Here is a 13,792-nt window from a genome sequence, read left to right on the forward strand (position 1 = left end):
GAGTCAAACGATGGGGAACACTCGCGCGTTAGGCGCTGATGGAGAGGTATACAACTACAGCGTTGTATACAAATTTGCCCTGATGACGGTGGTCTGGGGCATCGTCGGCATGCTGGTGGGGGTGATCATCGCCTCGCAGCTGGTATGGCCGCAACTTAACGTTCACGAGTTCTTGAGCTACGGCCGCCTGCGTCCGCTGCACACCAATGCCGTGATCTTCGCCTTCGGCGGTTGCGCCTTGTTCGCAACGTCTTACTACGTGGTGCAGCGAACCTGTCATACCCCGCTGTTTGCGCCAAAGCTGGCCGCATTCACATTCTGGGGCTGGCAATTGATCATCGTTCTGGCGGCTGTCACGCTTCCGCTGGGCATGACCAGCGGTAAGGAGTACGCCGAGCTTGAGTGGCCGATTGACCTGCTGATCGCGGTTGTGTGGGTTTCCTATGCGGTGGTGTTCTTCGGGACGGTCGCGAAACGCAAGACCTCACACATCTACGTTGCCAACTGGTTCTTCGGCGCTTTCATCCTGACGGTTGCCATCCTGCACATCGTCAACAGCGCCGAAATGCCGGTTTCGCTGACCAAGTCCTACTCGGCCTATGCGGGCGTGCAGGACGCCATGATCCAGTGGTGGTACGGCCACAATGCGGTGGGTTTCTTCCTGACCGCCGGCTTCCTTGGCATCATGTACTACTTCGTGCCGAAACAGGCCGAACGTCCGGTCTACTCGTATCGTCTTTCGGTGGTGCACTTCTGGGCGCTGATCTTCACCTACATGTGGGCCGGTCCGCATCACCTGCATTACACCGCGCTGCCGGACTGGACGCAGTCGATCGGCATGCTGTTCTCGCTGGTGCTGCTGGCGCCATCGTGGGGTGGCATGATCAACGGCATCATGACGCTGTCAGGCGCCTGGCACAAGCTGCGCGATGACCCGATCCTGAAGTTCCTGGTCACCTCGCTTTCGTTCTACGGCATGTCGACCTTCGAAGGCCCGATGATGTCGATCAAGACGGTCAATGCCCTGTCGCACTACACCGACTGGACGGTCGGCCATGTGCACTCCGGCGCGTTGGGCTGGGTCGCATTCGTCTCCATCGGCGCGATCTACTACATGATTCCGCGTCTGGTCGGCAAGGAAAAGATGCACAGCACCAAGCTGATCGAAATCCACTTCTGGATCGCCACGCTCGCCATCGTGCTCTACATCGCATCGATGTGGATCTCGGGTGTCATGCAGGGCCTGATGTGGCGCGCAGTGAACCCGGACGGCACGCTGACCTACAGCTTCGTCGAATCGGTGAAATCCAGCTACCCATTCTGGTTCATCCGCTTCCTCGGCGGTGCGCTCTATCTCGGCAGCATGTTCATCATGGCCTACAACGTGTACATGACGGTGCGCGGTGCCAAGGTATCAAAGGCGGTAGTGCCGCCTCCGGCGGCTGGCACGGCGGTCGCTGCGTAATCGAGGAGAACAACAATGGCAATTACACATGACACCATCGAACGCAAGACAGGACTACTGATCGCGCTCGTCATCCTCGTGGTCAGCATCGGCGGTCTGGTCGAGATCGTCCCGCTGTTCTTCCAGAAAAACCTGATTGAACCGGTTGCTGGTCTCAAACCATACGAGCCGCTGCGCCTGGTCGGTCGCGATGTCTACGTTCGCGAGGGCTGCTACAACTGCCACTCGCAGATGATCCGTCCGTTCCGCGCCGAGACCGAGCGCTATGGCCCGTACTCGGTTGCGGGTGAGTTCGTCTATGACCGTCCCTTCCAGTGGGGCAGCAAGCGCACCGGCCCGGACCTCGCCCGTGTCGGCGGCCGCTACAGCGACGACTGGCATCGTCTGCACCTGACCAATCCGCGCGATGTGGTTCCGGAATCGAACATGCCGCCGTATGCCTTCCTTGATCGCCCGATCGGTGGTCCGGATGTCTCGGCCCGCATGAAGGCGCTGAAGATCCTCGGCCATCCGTATTCGGATGAAGAAATCGCCAAGGCAGGCGAAACCATCAAAGGCAAGACCGAGATGGATGCTCTCATCGCTTACCTGCAGGGTCTCGGTACGCAACTGAAGACGGTGAAAGGCTGATCATCATGGAAGAACTCAGAAGCGCGTTCACCGTGATTTCCTTCGCTACCTTCATCGGTATTGTCTGGTGGGCATGGCGGCCGGGCAGCAAGGAGAAGGGGCAGCTCGCCGTTGGCGATCTGCTTGCCGACAACGATCACGATCCGCACGTTCCGTCTGCCGCCCGAGGAGTACAAAAATGAAAGAACTACTGTCACCGGGGTGGGGCTGGTACGTCGCCATCCTGACACTCGTCAGCCTCGCCGTGTGTCTTTGGGTATTGCGGGCCAACAGCGTCAAGAAGGAGCACGGCGGCGACCCCAAGCTGCACGGGCACAACGAGTGGGACGGACTGCGTGAGTATGACAACCCGCTGCCGCGCTGGTGGTCGAACCTGTTCTACATCACGGTCTTCTTCTCGCTCGGCTATCTGATCCTGTATCCGGGTCTGATCGTCTTCCCTGGCCTGCTCAACTGGAGTACCGATTCGCTGTACAAAGATGAAGTGAAACAGGCCAAGGCCGAGTTCGACCCCATCTTTGACGCCTACGCCAAGCAGGACGTGAAGACCGTCGCGGCCGACAAGGGCGCGCTGCAGATTGGTGGCCGACTGTTCCAGACCTATTGCGTACAGTGCCACGGCACCGATATGCGTGGGTCCAAGGGCTTCCCGAATCTCGTGGACGGTGACTGGCTGTACCCGGGTACGCCGGAAGGCATCAAGCAGACCATCATGGAAGGCCGCAACGGTGCGATGCCGCCGTTTGGTGCCGCGTTCAAGCCCGAGCAGATCACCGACGTCGCGCAGTATGTGTTGTCGCTCTCGGGCCGCTCAACGGCGGCGGACGCTGCCAAACGTGGTGAAGAGACGTTCAAGACCACTTGCGCTGCGTGTCACGGTCCGGAAGGAAAGGGCAATCAGGCGCTCGGGGCCCCGAACCTGACCGACAACGTGTGGTTGTATGGCGGTAGCCTGGCAACGGTGACCGAAACGATCGCCAAGGGTCGTCAGGGGCAGATGCCGGCACACAAGGATCTGCTTGGTGAGCCACGCGTTCATCTGCTGGCGGCGTACGTTTATGCCCAGTCACAGGAGCAAGGCGCCGCCCCCAAGAAGTAGGGCTTGACAATGCCGGGGCGGAAATCGGTTTTGTTCCGGCGGCTATGATCAACTGCGGTTGATCGCAACACCCTCGGCGGAGTAACCTCCGCCGAGCGCACCATGGATTGATGATGAGCAGTACCACGGGCGAGACCAAAGTCGTTTCGCTTTACCAGTCGCAGAAGAAGATCTACGCCAAGTCGGTGACCGGGCGCTTCGCCAACCTGCGCTGGCTGATGGTGTTTGTCACACAGGCAATCTTCTACGGCCTGGCCTGGCTGCCCTGGAACGGTCGTCAGGCGGTGCTCTTCGACCTTGGTGCCCGCAAGTTCTACATCTTTGACTGGATATTCTGGCCACAGGATGTGCTCTACCTGACGTTCATCCTGATCGTCTCCGCGTACTCGCTGTTCTTCGTCACCGCCATCGCCGGTCGCATCTTTTGTGGTTACGCCTGCCCGCAGACGGTTTACACCGAGATCTTCATGTGGGTCGAGAAGAAATTTGAAGGTGATCGTGCCGCCCGCATGAAGCTCGACCAGGCGCCAATGTCGTTTGAGAAGGCATGGCGCAAGGGTGGCAAGCATCTGGCTTGGGTGCTGATCGGCCTGTGGACCGGATTCACTTTCGTTGGGTACTTCACGCCGATAAAAACCCTGGCGCACGAGGTACTGACCGCTACGACCGGCCCGTGGGAGACCTTCTGGATTCTGTTCTACGGCTTTGCAACCTGGGGCAACGCCGGCTTCATGCGCGAGCAGGTGTGCAAGTACATGTGTCCCTACGCACGCTTCCAGAGCGTGATGTTCGACCGCGACACGATGATCGTCACCTACGACAAGGAACGCGGTGAGCCGCGCGGCGGCCGCAAAAAGAGCGCCGACACCAAGGCGCTCAACCTTGGGTCCTGCGTCGACTGTTCGCTGTGTGTGCAGGTCTGCCCGACCGGGATCGACATCCGCGACGGTCTGCAGTACGAATGCATCGGCTGCTCGGCCTGCATCGATGTCTGCGATACGGTGATGGACAAGATGAGCTATCCGCGCGGGCTGATTCGCTATTCGACCGAAAACGCCGTCGAAAAGCACTGGGATGCTGCCGCGATTCGCCAGCACATGCTGCGCCCGCGCATCCTGATCTATTTCGCCGTGCTGGTGCTGCTGGTTGCCGGGTTGCTGATGTCGCTGGCGTTGCGCAACCCGCTCAAGGTGGACGTCATCCGTGATCGTCAGGTGCTCGCCCGCGAGGTGGAAGGGCGCTACATTGAGAATGTCTACAAGCTGAACGTCATGAATACTGCGGAGCAGACGCAGAAATTTGTAGTGACTGCCGACGGTTTGCCCGACATCAGCATTGCCCGCGGCGCGCAGATTCTGGCCGACCCGGCATCGACGGCGGCCGCTGTGCTCGCTGTTCGTGTGCCAATTGAGACGGTAAAACCAGGCAGTCATCCCATCCGCTTCAAAATACAGTCGGAAACTGATGCGTCGATCCACGTTGACGAGAAATCAGTGTTCCTGATCCCGAGGTAATTTCATGAATAGCGCAACTCTCGTTTCATCCGCAGCGCCCACTGCCGCAAAAGCCGTCAGCCCGTGGATCTGGCCTGGCCTGTTGATCGCTGGCCCCGCTGCGGTGGTCGTCGCTTGCGTCATTACCGCGTATTTCGTCCTGCAGCACCCGGATGGCCTGGTGGCTAGTGACTACTACAAGCAGGGCAAGGCGATCAACGCGCAGTTGTCGCAGCTTGATCGTGCCGAGCAGCTCGGCATGGACCGGATGGTGATGACGGCGACCGAGCGCACGTTGACGCTATCTTTTCCCGCAGGCAAGGAGACCGGCTCCATCGAAGTCATCCTGGCGCATCCGGTTGATCCCGCACGAGACGTCCGCCAGGTGGTCGTCCCGGAAGCACCAGGGCGCTACGTCGTACCCTTGGCAGCACCATTCGCAGAGCGTCGCCGCATCATCGTCACCGACGCCCCGGCGCGCAGTTGGCGCGCTGAAGCCCTGTATATACCCGGTCGCGGCTGAGCACGGGATCGCCGCTCAGGTTCGCAAACACAGCCAGACGCGATGGAGGATGCATGAAGTGGGACGCAGCAACCATTGGAGCCGTCATGTGGCCAGCCTTTCTGGGCGCGGCGCTGGCCGATGGAATCATCTTTACGCTGATTGATCCGGAAACCATTGAGGTCTTTGGCTACCATGCGGTTTCCAGACAGGCCGCCTACACCGTCGGCTTTTTCCTGTTCTGGATCGTCATCGTCGCTGCCAGCTTGCTGACGCTCTGGTTGCACGGCGAGAATCTGGAAAAGTACAAGAACACGACGCCGCGCCGATAGCCGAAACGGCGGTGCTGGCGGCCCGCTGCCGGCGGCGCCGGGATTTTGCGCTGGGTCAGCGCGACGTTGAGGTTGCCGTCCCGGCGGCGGTAAGTAACGGTCACGCCTGATTTGCGTCAAGGAGCGATGCGTTTTGGCCGACGATACTGCGGGCTCATTCCCATCGCCCGGAACAAGCAGCTGTGTTTCCCGCCGAAGTTCTCAAGCAATTCGATCTCAACGGTCCGCGTTACACCTCGTACCCGACCGCTGACCGGTTTACCCCCACTTTTCAGCCGACCGACTACGACCGTGCACTGCGCGATGCGCAACGCAAACCGGTGTCACTTTACGTGCATGTGCCGTTTTGCCGCTCGCTCTGCTACTACTGCGCCTGCAACAAGATCATCAGCAAGAGCGCGACGATCGCCGACGAATATCTCGACGTATTGACTCTGGAGACCGCACTGGTCGCGCAGGCGCAACCGCACTTGCCGGTGGTGCAACTGGCGTTCGGCGGCGGCACGCCGAACTTTCTGTCGGTGGCGCAACTGACGCGCCTCATCCGTGATCTCGAAAGCAAATTCGACTTCCTGCCGGACCGGGAGCAGGGCATTGAGCTGGACCCGCGGTACCTTGACGCCGCCTACATCGGCGCGTTGCCGGGCCTCGGTTTCAACCGGGTAAGTTACGGCGTGCAGGACTTCGATGAGCGCGTACAGAAGCTCATTCACCGATTCCAGTCGTTCGAACAGACTGCACAGGCGGTGCAGGCGGCCCGCGCGGCGGGCATCAACTCGATCTCGTTCGATCTGGTCTATGGTTTGCCAATCCAGTCACGCGAAACCTTTGCTGCCACGCTGGAGCGTGCGCTATCGCTTGAACCTGATCGGCTGGCCCTGTTCAACTACGCGCACATTCCGGAGCGTTTCAAGGCACAGCGGCGCATCCCGACCGATACGCTGCCCTCAATCCAGCAGCGCACTGAGCTCTTTCTCTACGCTACCGAACGCCTGGTTGACGCTGGCTACCAGTCAATCGGACTCGATCACTTCGCCAAGCCGGGTGATCCGCTCGCTCTTGCACATGCGGATGGCTCCCTGCGCCGAAATTTTCAAGGCTACAGCACGCATCAAAGTACCGATCTCATCGGCCTCGGCGTTTCGGCGATCAGCAACGTCAACGGTGTGTTCGCTCAGAACAGCCCGCAGATGGATGTCTACCGCGAGCGCGTGTCCTCGGGTCAGCTGGCCACTGTGCGTGGCATCAAACTCAACCGCGACGATGAAATTCGCGCCCGTGTGATTGAGGAGATCATGTGCGTCGGCAGCGTGGACTGGCGGGCGGTCGGCGAACTGTTCGGTATTGACCCGGTGACCTACTTTTCCAGTGAGCAGGCCGATCTGGCTCGCTTTGCCAGCAGCGGCATCATCACCAGCAGCGCCGAGCGGCTGACGGTGTCGCCCCAAGGCAGGCTACTATTGCGCGCTGTTGCCATGGTTTTCGATGCTTACAAGAACATCAAGCGCGAACAGGTCATCACGTTCTCACGAATTGCCTGACGGCACGCACCCGGCGCTGGTGGCGAGCAGCGTCGCAGTGGTCCGCTGCCACCGGATAGTGCGATGACGCTTTCCCTGCTGACGTCCGCCATTCTCATGGGGCTGATGGGCGCTGGCCATTGCGCCACCATGTGCGGCCCGATCACCCTTGCGCTGGTCACGCGTACACCGGAACGCCCGCGACAGCCGCTGGCATCACATCTCGGGCGCATCACGACGTACGCCGTGCTCGGCGCGCTGGTTGCGATGTTCAGCGCATCCGCCACCAGCTTTTTGCGCAATGAAGTGCTGCAGACCGCCTGGTTGCTGCTACCCAATCTGCTGCTGCTGTTTTCTGCGCTGTACCTGATGGGCTTTCAGCAAGCCTACGCGCCGGTCGAGAAGGTCGGGCGTCGTGTCTGGCAGGGGCTTGAGGGCGCGCGCGGTTGGGCGGCGGCACGCGGCGGCGTTTGGGGCGACTTTTTGCGCGGCGCGTTATGGGGCATGCTGCCCTGCGGCATGATCTACAGCGCGCTCGGTCTGGCGGTGCTAGCGGCGCAGCCGTTCGACGGCGCCTTGGTCATGGCAGCCTTCGGTGCATCAACCTTGCCAGTGCTGCTCGCGTTGGGCATGCTGTCACAGAGTGCGGTGCGCCGCCTGCAGACCAAAGCCGCGCGACGCTGGATGGGGGCAGGCTTGCTGCTGCTGGTCGCGTGGAATCTTTACCTGTTGCCGGACCGCCTGCACGGCGTCAAGTTCTCGTTCTTCTGCTGAGCCGGAGTGAACTGGCCCCCGGTTTTGCTAGCCAGCGACTGGCGCCTGCCACAGCTCGAACTTGTTGCCTTCAAGATCGTAGGCCCAACCGAAGCGACCCTGTTCTGATTCCTCGATCCGGTCCTCCACGCGCACATCGGCGGCGCGCAGCTGGTCAAGCATCGCATCGAGATCACCTACCCGCCAGTTCAGCATGGTCGACTGTCGGCGCGGCATGTAGTCGCTCTTTTCCTCGAACACACTCCAGTAAGTTTCCGGTGTGTCGTTCTGCAGAATCGCACCACCCCATTCGGTGATATCGAGCCCGAGGTGACGGAAATACCACTTGCGCAGCGCTTCGGCATTTTTGGCCCGGATGAACACACCGCCCAGCCCGAGGACTTTCTGCCGGCTCACGACTTGTCTCCGTTTTGTGGCTCATTGAGCACCCGATGCAGCTTGCGACCGAGCCGCAAAAGCAGGAGGGTGAAGACAATGGCGCCAACCACGGCACCCGGCCACTTGCCCGATGACGAGTTGGCGATCAGGGTGCCTGCCACCATGCCAATGGCACCGCCAGACAGCACGCCGGTCAGTACGCAGGCAAAGTAAAGAAAACCGCTCACGACTGCGCCTTCTTCTCTGCCGTCGCCGGTGCGCCGGAACGTACCGCTGCGATCGCTTTCTTCACCATCTCTTCCACATACGCTCCATAAAAATCGAAATTGGCGATACCCACCAACGGCTCGCCAAGCAATTTGCCATCGCCGTCAACCATCATCACGGTCGGCGTGAACCCGCCCTTGCGCGCTCTTGAAAATTCAATTGATTCGATGCTGCGACCATCAAAATCGATGAATTTGCGACCATCGTCGATGGTGATCTGGCGAAATTCGACGGCCGCCCGCCAAGCGGCGTCGCGATACATCGGCACGATCACTTCGCGCAGGGCGCCGCGGCAATAGTGGCAGCCAGTCAGATTAAAAAACAGCAGGATCGGTTTTTTCGCCGCGCTGGCGGCAGCACCGTCGGCCTTGAGGTCAACGGCCAGCGGCAGGATCTTCTCCCACTCGCGGCTGGAGGGCGCCAGTTTCGAGGTGTCGGGCACTGCGGTAGCAGTGCTGGCGCTCTGGGCGGCGGCCAGGCCGGGGAGCGCGTTCAGCATCGCCAAAAACACCGATGCGATAATGGCCCCGAACCAGCGAGTGGCCACACCGGCGTTGTCCGGCGCAGTCTTCGTCCGCCCCAATCTGTCAATTGCGCACCGCATGAGCGAATCCCTCATCATTGCTACCCGCGAGAGCCCGCTGGCACTCGCCCAGGCCCATCACGTCAAGGCCGAACTGGAAAGTGTAATTCCCGGCCTCGCCGTCACACTGCTGGGCATGACCACCCGCGGTGACCAGATCCTCGACAAACCGCTGGCGAAGGTGGGCGGCAAAGGGCTGTTCATCAAGGAGCTGGAAGTGGCGTTGCAGGACGGCCGCGCCCATCTTGCCGTGCATTCGCTGAAGGATGTGCCGATGGTGCTGCCCAAGGGTTTTGCGCTCGCCGCCATCCTGCCGCGCGAGGATGCCCGCGACGCCTTTGTGTCGTCGCGCTACGAATCACTGGCCGCGATGCCGGCCGGGGCGGTGGCAGGCACTTCCAGTTTGCGCCGTGCGGCGGTCTTGAAACGCGCCTACCCGACGCTCGATTTCAAGCCGGTGCGTGGCAATGTCAACACCCGCCTCGCCAAGCTCGACGCTGGCGAGTTCGATGCCATCATCCTCGCCGCCGCCGGCCTGATCCGGCTGGGCTTCAGTGATCGTATTCGTGCCCGCATTCCGATCGAGGAGTCGCTGCCGGCGCCCGGTCAGGCGGCGCTTGGCATCGAGATCGTTGCCGACGACGATGACACCGCCGATCTGGTTGCCGAGCTCGATCACGCCCCTACCGCCATTGCCTGCACTGCCGAGCGCACGGTCAGCCGGCTGCTCGGTGGCAGTTGCGAGCTGCCGCTTGGCGCCTATGCCGACTGGGTGGATGGCGAACGGCCGCTGCGGCTGCGCGCCTTCGTTGCCAACCTGGATGGCAGTGAGTACGTTACCGCCGAGGCCCTCGGCACACCAGACGCACCGGAGGCACTGGGCGAGGAGGTGGCGGCGGCGCTGAAGGCACAGGGCGCTGATCGCATCATCGCCAGTTTGAGCGTGTAGCGCGACGAAGGAATTGAGCAGCATGGCCGGTACTGATTTTCATTTGCAGTCGACACCGACCGCCGGCAACACCGGGCCGCTCACCGGGGTGCATTTGCTGATCACCCGGCCGGTGATGCCTGCCTCGCGCACGGCGGCTCGTGTCGCCGCGCTTGGCGCGACGCCCTACGTGTTCCCCACCACCATCATCGAACCACCGGCAGACGGCGTGCCGCTTGCTGCTGCGCTCGCCGATTTGCCCCGCTGCTACGCGGCGATCTTTGTCAGCCCGAGCGCTGCCGAGATGACGCTGGCGCCGCTGGGTGCCGCGCCACGCAAATTGCCGCTCGGCCTGCATGTGTATGCGCCCGGGCCGGGCACCGCCGAGGAGCTGGCAGCGCGCGGTGTCGAGGCCGTTGAGATTCCGGAATCAAGCTTTGACAGCGAGGGGCTGCTGGCACTGTCTTCCTTGCAGGCGGCAGCGGTCAACGGCAAGCGCATCGTGATCTTTCGCGGCGACGACGGTCGCGAGCTGCTGCGCGAGGCCCTGACGGCGCGCGGTGCCACCGTGAGTGCAGTCACGGCCTATCACCGCCGTGCCCCCAACACGCCACCGACTGGTCTGCTCGAACTGCTACGCGGCGGCCAGCTCAATGCGATCTCGGCGATGAGCAGCGACGCCATTTCACATCTGGTACCGCTGGTGCCGGCCGCCGATCGCCCGGCTCGGCTGTTCAACTTGCCGGTGCTGGCGAGCCACCCGCGTATCGCCGCCACGGCGCGAGCCGCCGGGTTTCACCAGGTGATCGAGACGCCGGCCGGCGACGCCGGCCTGATTGCGACGCTGTTGCAACGAGCCGACAGCGAGCTACCTCATCATTGATATCTGCTGTTCAACTGCTTTTCCGAGAAACTGATGTCAAAGCCTGAAATCGTCGCCATCGCCCCGCTGCCCGCGTTCTTCGCCAAACCGCTGCACGAGAATTTCACCGTGCATGATCTGCATGGTGCCGCTGACGCCGAGGCGCGCCGCGCGCTGATCGCGAAGATCGCACCGACCACGCGCGGCATGGTGGCCTTCGGGGGCTCGCAACTGGCGCCGGACCAGCTCGCCAAATTCCCCCATCTCGAAATCATCAGTGTGTTCGGCGTTGGTTACGACGGCATGCCGCTCGCCGCCTGCGCTGAGGCAAAAGTCAAGGTCACCAACACACCTGATGTGCTCAATGACGAGGTGGCCGATACCGCCGTGGCGTTGACACTGATGACCTGTCGCCAGTTCGTCGGCGCCCACAAGTTCGTTGAAGCGGGTGACTGGCTCAAGGGCCAGTATCCGTTGACCCATTCGCTGTGGGGCAAAACGGTGGGCATCATCGGTCTCGGCCGCATCGGCAAGGGCATTGCCGAGCGGCTGGCGGCGCACAAGATGAGCGTGGCCTACTTTGGCCGCAACAAGCAGGACGTAACCTACACCTACTACAGCAATCTGGTCGAGATGGCGGGCGACGTCGATGTGCTGATCGCCATCACGCCCGGCGGTGCCGCCACGAAGCATCTGGTCAATGCTGCGGTGCTGCAGGCCCTCGGCCCGACCGGTTTCTTCATCAACGTCGCCCGTGGTTCGGTGGTAGATCAGGACGCGCTGGTCAAGGCGATTGAGGCGGGCACCATCGCCGGCGCCGGCCTGGATGTTTTCGAGGCCGAGCCGAAGGTACCGGAAGCCCTGTTCAACCGCCGCAACGTGGTGCTGCTGCCGCACGTGGCCAGCGCCACGCACGAAACGCGGCAGGCAATGGCTGATCTCGCTGTCGAAAATCTCGCTCTGCACTTTGCCGGCAAACCGGTGAAAACGCTGGTGCCGGAGCTGGCAGGCAAGGTCAGTCCGTAGGCCGCAAGGCCGATAGCTTTGCGGTGAAATGCCCATTCGCTTGGGGCTCAAGCGTATAAATGGCAAGAAATCGACTTTGCATCAATTTGGCTGCCTAGCCCAATTCCGATGCGGGTTTGAGTAAAAAGTTGATTAGTCCGATCAGGGCTGATCGGCTGCGTCAATCCGCGCCAGATGCCAGCGCAGCACATGCAGCAGATTCGCCTCGCTGGCGACGCCGTGCCCGGCGATGTCGAACGCGGTGCCGTGATCGACGCTGGAGCGCAGGAACGGCAGGCCGATGGTCACGTTCACCGCCGCGTCGAGCCCGAGCAGCTTCACCGGGATCAGGCCCTGGTCGTGATACATCGCCAGCACCACGTCGAATTCACCCGTGCGGGCGCGCATGAACACGGTGTCCGGCGGCAGCGGATCAGTCACCCGCAGCCCCAGCGCGCGCGCCTGCGCAATCGCCGGCAGCAGCACCCGCGACTCATCGTCGCCCAGCATGCCCGCTTCACCGGCATGCGGGTTGATGCCTGCCACTGCGATCAGTGGTGACGCTTTGCCGAGCCAGCGCCCGGCGTCGTGGGTGAGCTGCAATTTGGCGAGAACCAGTTCTGGCGTCAGTGCCTTGAGGGCATCGGCCAGCGGCAGATGGATCGTCGCCAGCACCACCTGCAGGCGCTCGCTGGCGAACATCATTGCAAACTGGTCATCACCGCTGCGCCCGGCAATCCGGGCGAGAATTTCAGTGTGGCCCGGCTCGCTCACCCCCGCCGCGCGCAACGCGAGCTTGCTGATCGGCGCCGTCGCCATGCCGCAGGAGTGCCCGTCCATGCTCAGTGTCGCTGCGGCCACGATGGCCTGATAAGCGGCGCGTCCGGCGTCCGCACCCACCTTGCCAGCCTCGGGCAGGGCGCTTAGACAGGGCACCGGATGAATCGCAATCTCGTGCTCCTGCAGATCGTCGGGCAGGGCGTCGCTGTCGCGCAGATCGACCTCACGCAGCCGGAACCTCGGCGCGTAACGGGTGAGCGCATCACGCATCGGCAGTGGGTCGCCCACCACGACCACACGGCCGCGCAGGATGGCGTCATGCGCCAGCGCCTTGGCGACAATCTCCGGCCCGATGCCGGCCGGGTCGCCCGGCGTCAGCGCCAGAGGCCTGTCGGCCAGTGCGCGGTCAGACGCCATGACACATGCGGCAATACGCCCGCGTGGTTTCCGCGAGCCCCATCATCAGCGCATCGGCGATGAAGGCGTGGCCGATCGACACCTCGTCCGGCGCCACATCACGCAGCAACAGCGGCAGATTGTGCAGGTTCAGATCATGCCCGGCGTTGACCGCGAGGCCCGCCTCACGCGCCTTGCGCGCAGCATCGGCGAACGGTTGCAGCGCCTCACGCACGGTGGCGCTCGCGGCTGTGTTGCTGACCTGCGCGCACGCGTGTGCGTAAGGCTCGGTGTAGAGCTCGATCCGATCCGCGCCAGCAGCACGGGCTGCAACTACCGCCGTGACATCGGCGTCCACAAACACGCTCACCCGCATTGCCATCGCCTTGAAGTGCGCGATCAGCGGCTGTACGGCATCCATCTCGGCGCCTGCTGCAAAACCACGATTGGACGTGGGCACATTCAGCGCGTCGGGCACCAGCGTCACTTGCCGTGGAGCAAGGTTCGCCGCGGCAAGGCTCTCTACAATCTGCACCAGATTGTGGTGCGGATTGCCCTCGACGTTGAACTCACGGTCGGGGTACTCGCGCACCAGCGCGGCGATTGGCTGCATGTCACTGGCGCGGATGTGCCGCTCGTCAGGGCGCGGATGCACGGTGATGCCATCAGCACCGGCGTCGAGCACGATGCGCGCGCAGGCGACCAGATCGGGCAAGCCGTTGTCGCGGCTGTTGCGCAGCAGCGCGATGCGATTGATGTTGGCAGAGAAATGAGTCAC

General features: G+C 62.3%; 17 protein-coding genes. 12 read left to right on the forward strand and 5 right to left on the reverse strand.

What is annotated here, in order from left to right; all coding sequences use genetic code 11:
- Positions 1-10 precede the first annotated feature (10 nt).
- From ccoN to FKL89_RS02430, 9 genes are all read left to right on the forward strand, one after another.
- Entirely contained in the window at positions 11-1,465 is a 1,455-nt protein-coding gene (ccoN, locus tag FKL89_RS02390; protein WP_156861124.1) for a cytochrome-c oxidase, cbb3-type subunit I, read from the forward strand.
- Positions 1,466-1,480: 15 nt separating this feature from the next.
- Entirely contained in the window at positions 1,481-2,095 is a 615-nt protein-coding gene (gene ccoO, locus FKL89_RS02395; RefSeq protein WP_156861125.1) for a cytochrome-c oxidase, cbb3-type subunit II, read from the forward strand.
- Positions 2,096-2,100: 5 nt separating this feature from the next.
- Positions 2,101-2,277, forward strand: a complete 177-nt coding sequence (locus FKL89_RS02400; protein WP_156861126.1) for a cbb3-type cytochrome oxidase subunit 3 — start codon at positions 2,101-2,103, stop codon at positions 2,275-2,277.
- Positions 2,274-3,194 carry a cytochrome-c oxidase, cbb3-type subunit III gene (gene ccoP / locus FKL89_RS02405; protein WP_156861127.1) on the forward strand — a complete coding sequence of 307 codons (921 nt, stop codon included), beginning with the start codon at positions 2,274-2,276 and terminating at the stop codon, positions 3,192-3,194. Before FKL89_RS02400 ends, ccoP begins: the two co-directional genes overlap by 4 nt.
- Positions 3,195-3,307: 113 nt before the next feature.
- Positions 3,308-4,708, forward strand: coding sequence for a cytochrome c oxidase accessory protein CcoG (ccoG, locus tag FKL89_RS02410; protein WP_395707257.1), 1,401 nt, complete (start codon positions 3,308-3,310; stop codon positions 4,706-4,708).
- 4 nt (positions 4,709-4,712) lie between these two features.
- Entirely contained in the window at positions 4,713-5,210 is a 498-nt protein-coding gene (locus FKL89_RS02415) for a FixH family protein (protein WP_156861129.1), read from the forward strand.
- Positions 5,211-5,263: 53 nt separating this feature from the next.
- Entirely contained in the window at positions 5,264-5,521 is a 258-nt protein-coding gene (locus FKL89_RS02420) for a hypothetical protein (protein WP_156861130.1), read from the forward strand.
- A 182-nt stretch (positions 5,522-5,703) separates the two neighbouring features.
- Complete coding sequence (gene hemN / locus FKL89_RS02425) at positions 5,704-7,062, forward strand: oxygen-independent coproporphyrinogen III oxidase (protein WP_162527366.1); 1,359 nt, start codon at positions 5,704-5,706, stop codon at positions 7,060-7,062.
- Positions 7,063-7,125: 63 nt separating this feature from the next.
- The gene (locus tag FKL89_RS02430; RefSeq protein ID WP_156861132.1) at positions 7,126-7,815 is read left to right on the forward strand and encodes a sulfite exporter TauE/SafE family protein; all 690 of its coding nucleotides are present in this window, start codon (positions 7,126-7,128) and stop codon (positions 7,813-7,815) included.
- A 27-nt stretch (positions 7,816-7,842) separates the two neighbouring features.
- Here FKL89_RS02430 and FKL89_RS02435 read toward each other — a convergent pair whose 3' ends face one another.
- Genes FKL89_RS02435 through FKL89_RS02445 form a run of 3 tightly spaced genes read right to left on the reverse strand, consistent with a single transcriptional unit; the run spans position 7,843 to position 8,959 of the window.
- Positions 7,843-8,211: a VOC family protein gene (locus tag FKL89_RS02435; protein ID WP_156861133.1), complete on the reverse strand. Its 369-nt coding sequence runs from the start codon at positions 8,209-8,211 to the stop codon at positions 7,843-7,845.
- The gene (locus FKL89_RS02440; RefSeq protein WP_156861134.1) at positions 8,208-8,420 is read right to left on the reverse strand and encodes a hypothetical protein; all 213 of its coding nucleotides are present in this window, start codon (positions 8,418-8,420) and stop codon (positions 8,208-8,210) included. The genes FKL89_RS02435 and FKL89_RS02440 overlap by 4 nt, the downstream gene beginning before the upstream one ends.
- Positions 8,417-8,959 carry a thioredoxin domain-containing protein gene (locus FKL89_RS02445; RefSeq protein WP_162527367.1) on the reverse strand — a complete coding sequence of 181 codons (543 nt, stop codon included), beginning with the start codon at positions 8,957-8,959 and terminating at the stop codon, positions 8,417-8,419. Before FKL89_RS02445 ends, FKL89_RS02440 begins: the two co-directional genes overlap by 4 nt.
- Positions 8,960-9,062: 103 nt before the next feature.
- Here FKL89_RS02445 and hemC point away from each other — a divergent pair, with 103 nt between their 5' ends.
- From hemC to FKL89_RS02460, 3 genes are read left to right on the forward strand one after another with little or no spacing between them, the layout of a single operon-like run.
- Positions 9,063-9,992, forward strand: coding sequence for a hydroxymethylbilane synthase (gene hemC / locus FKL89_RS02450; RefSeq protein WP_156861136.1), 930 nt, complete (start codon positions 9,063-9,065; stop codon positions 9,990-9,992).
- 22 nt (positions 9,993-10,014) lie between these two features.
- Entirely contained in the window at positions 10,015-10,854 is an 840-nt protein-coding gene (locus FKL89_RS02455; RefSeq protein WP_156861137.1) for a uroporphyrinogen-III synthase, read from the forward strand.
- A 33-nt stretch (positions 10,855-10,887) separates the two neighbouring features.
- Positions 10,888-11,859: a 2-hydroxyacid dehydrogenase gene (locus tag FKL89_RS02460; RefSeq protein WP_156861138.1), complete on the forward strand. Its 972-nt coding sequence runs from the start codon at positions 10,888-10,890 to the stop codon at positions 11,857-11,859.
- Between the two features lie 141 nt (positions 11,860-12,000).
- Here the strand turns inward: FKL89_RS02460 and pdxA are convergent, their stop codons facing one another.
- Together pdxA and FKL89_RS02470 are read right to left on the reverse strand one after the other, a co-directional pair.
- Complete coding sequence (gene pdxA, locus FKL89_RS02465; protein WP_156861139.1) at positions 12,001-13,035, reverse strand: 4-hydroxythreonine-4-phosphate dehydrogenase PdxA; 1,035 nt, start codon at positions 13,033-13,035, stop codon at positions 12,001-12,003.
- A complete protein-coding gene (locus FKL89_RS02470) occupies positions 13,025-13,792 on the reverse strand; it encodes a pyridoxine 5'-phosphate synthase (RefSeq protein WP_156861140.1) in 768 nt (255 codons plus the stop codon). The genes pdxA and FKL89_RS02470 overlap by 11 nt, the downstream gene beginning before the upstream one ends.

Source organism: Casimicrobium huifangae (genome assembly GCF_009746125.1).
GTDB classification, from domain to species: Bacteria; Pseudomonadota; Gammaproteobacteria; order Burkholderiales; family Casimicrobiaceae; genus Casimicrobium; species Casimicrobium huifangae.

Bases quoted from the DNA above. Each gene is read 5' to 3' on its own strand.
- ccoN (WP_156861124.1), top strand. From the start codon at position 11: ATGGGGAACACTCGCGCGTTAGGCGCTGATGGAGAGGTATACAACTAC.
- ccoO (WP_156861125.1), top strand. From the start codon at position 1,481: ATGGCAATTACACATGACACCATCGAACGCAAGACAGGACTACTGATC.
- FKL89_RS02400 (WP_156861126.1), top strand. From the start codon at position 2,101: ATGGAAGAACTCAGAAGCGCGTTCACCGTGATTTCCTTCGCTACCTTC.
- ccoP (WP_156861127.1), top strand. From the start codon at position 2,274: ATGAAAGAACTACTGTCACCGGGGTGGGGCTGGTACGTCGCCATCCTG.
- ccoG (WP_395707257.1), top strand. From the start codon at position 3,308: ATGAGCAGTACCACGGGCGAGACCAAAGTCGTTTCGCTTTACCAGTCG.
- FKL89_RS02415 (WP_156861129.1), top strand. From the start codon at position 4,713: ATGAATAGCGCAACTCTCGTTTCATCCGCAGCGCCCACTGCCGCAAAA.
- FKL89_RS02420 (WP_156861130.1), top strand. From the start codon at position 5,264: ATGAAGTGGGACGCAGCAACCATTGGAGCCGTCATGTGGCCAGCCTTT.
- FKL89_RS02430 (WP_156861132.1), top strand. From the start codon at position 7,126: ATGACGCTTTCCCTGCTGACGTCCGCCATTCTCATGGGGCTGATGGGC.
- FKL89_RS02445 (WP_162527367.1), bottom strand. From the start codon at position 8,959: ATGCTGAACGCGCTCCCCGGCCTGGCCGCCGCCCAGAGCGCCAGCACT.
- hemC (WP_156861136.1), top strand. From the start codon at position 9,063: ATGAGCGAATCCCTCATCATTGCTACCCGCGAGAGCCCGCTGGCACTC.
- FKL89_RS02455 (WP_156861137.1), top strand. From the start codon at position 10,015: ATGGCCGGTACTGATTTTCATTTGCAGTCGACACCGACCGCCGGCAAC.
- FKL89_RS02460 (WP_156861138.1), top strand. From the start codon at position 10,888: ATGTCAAAGCCTGAAATCGTCGCCATCGCCCCGCTGCCCGCGTTCTTC.
- pdxA (WP_156861139.1), bottom strand. From the start codon at position 13,035: ATGGCGTCTGACCGCGCACTGGCCGACAGGCCTCTGGCGCTGACGCCG.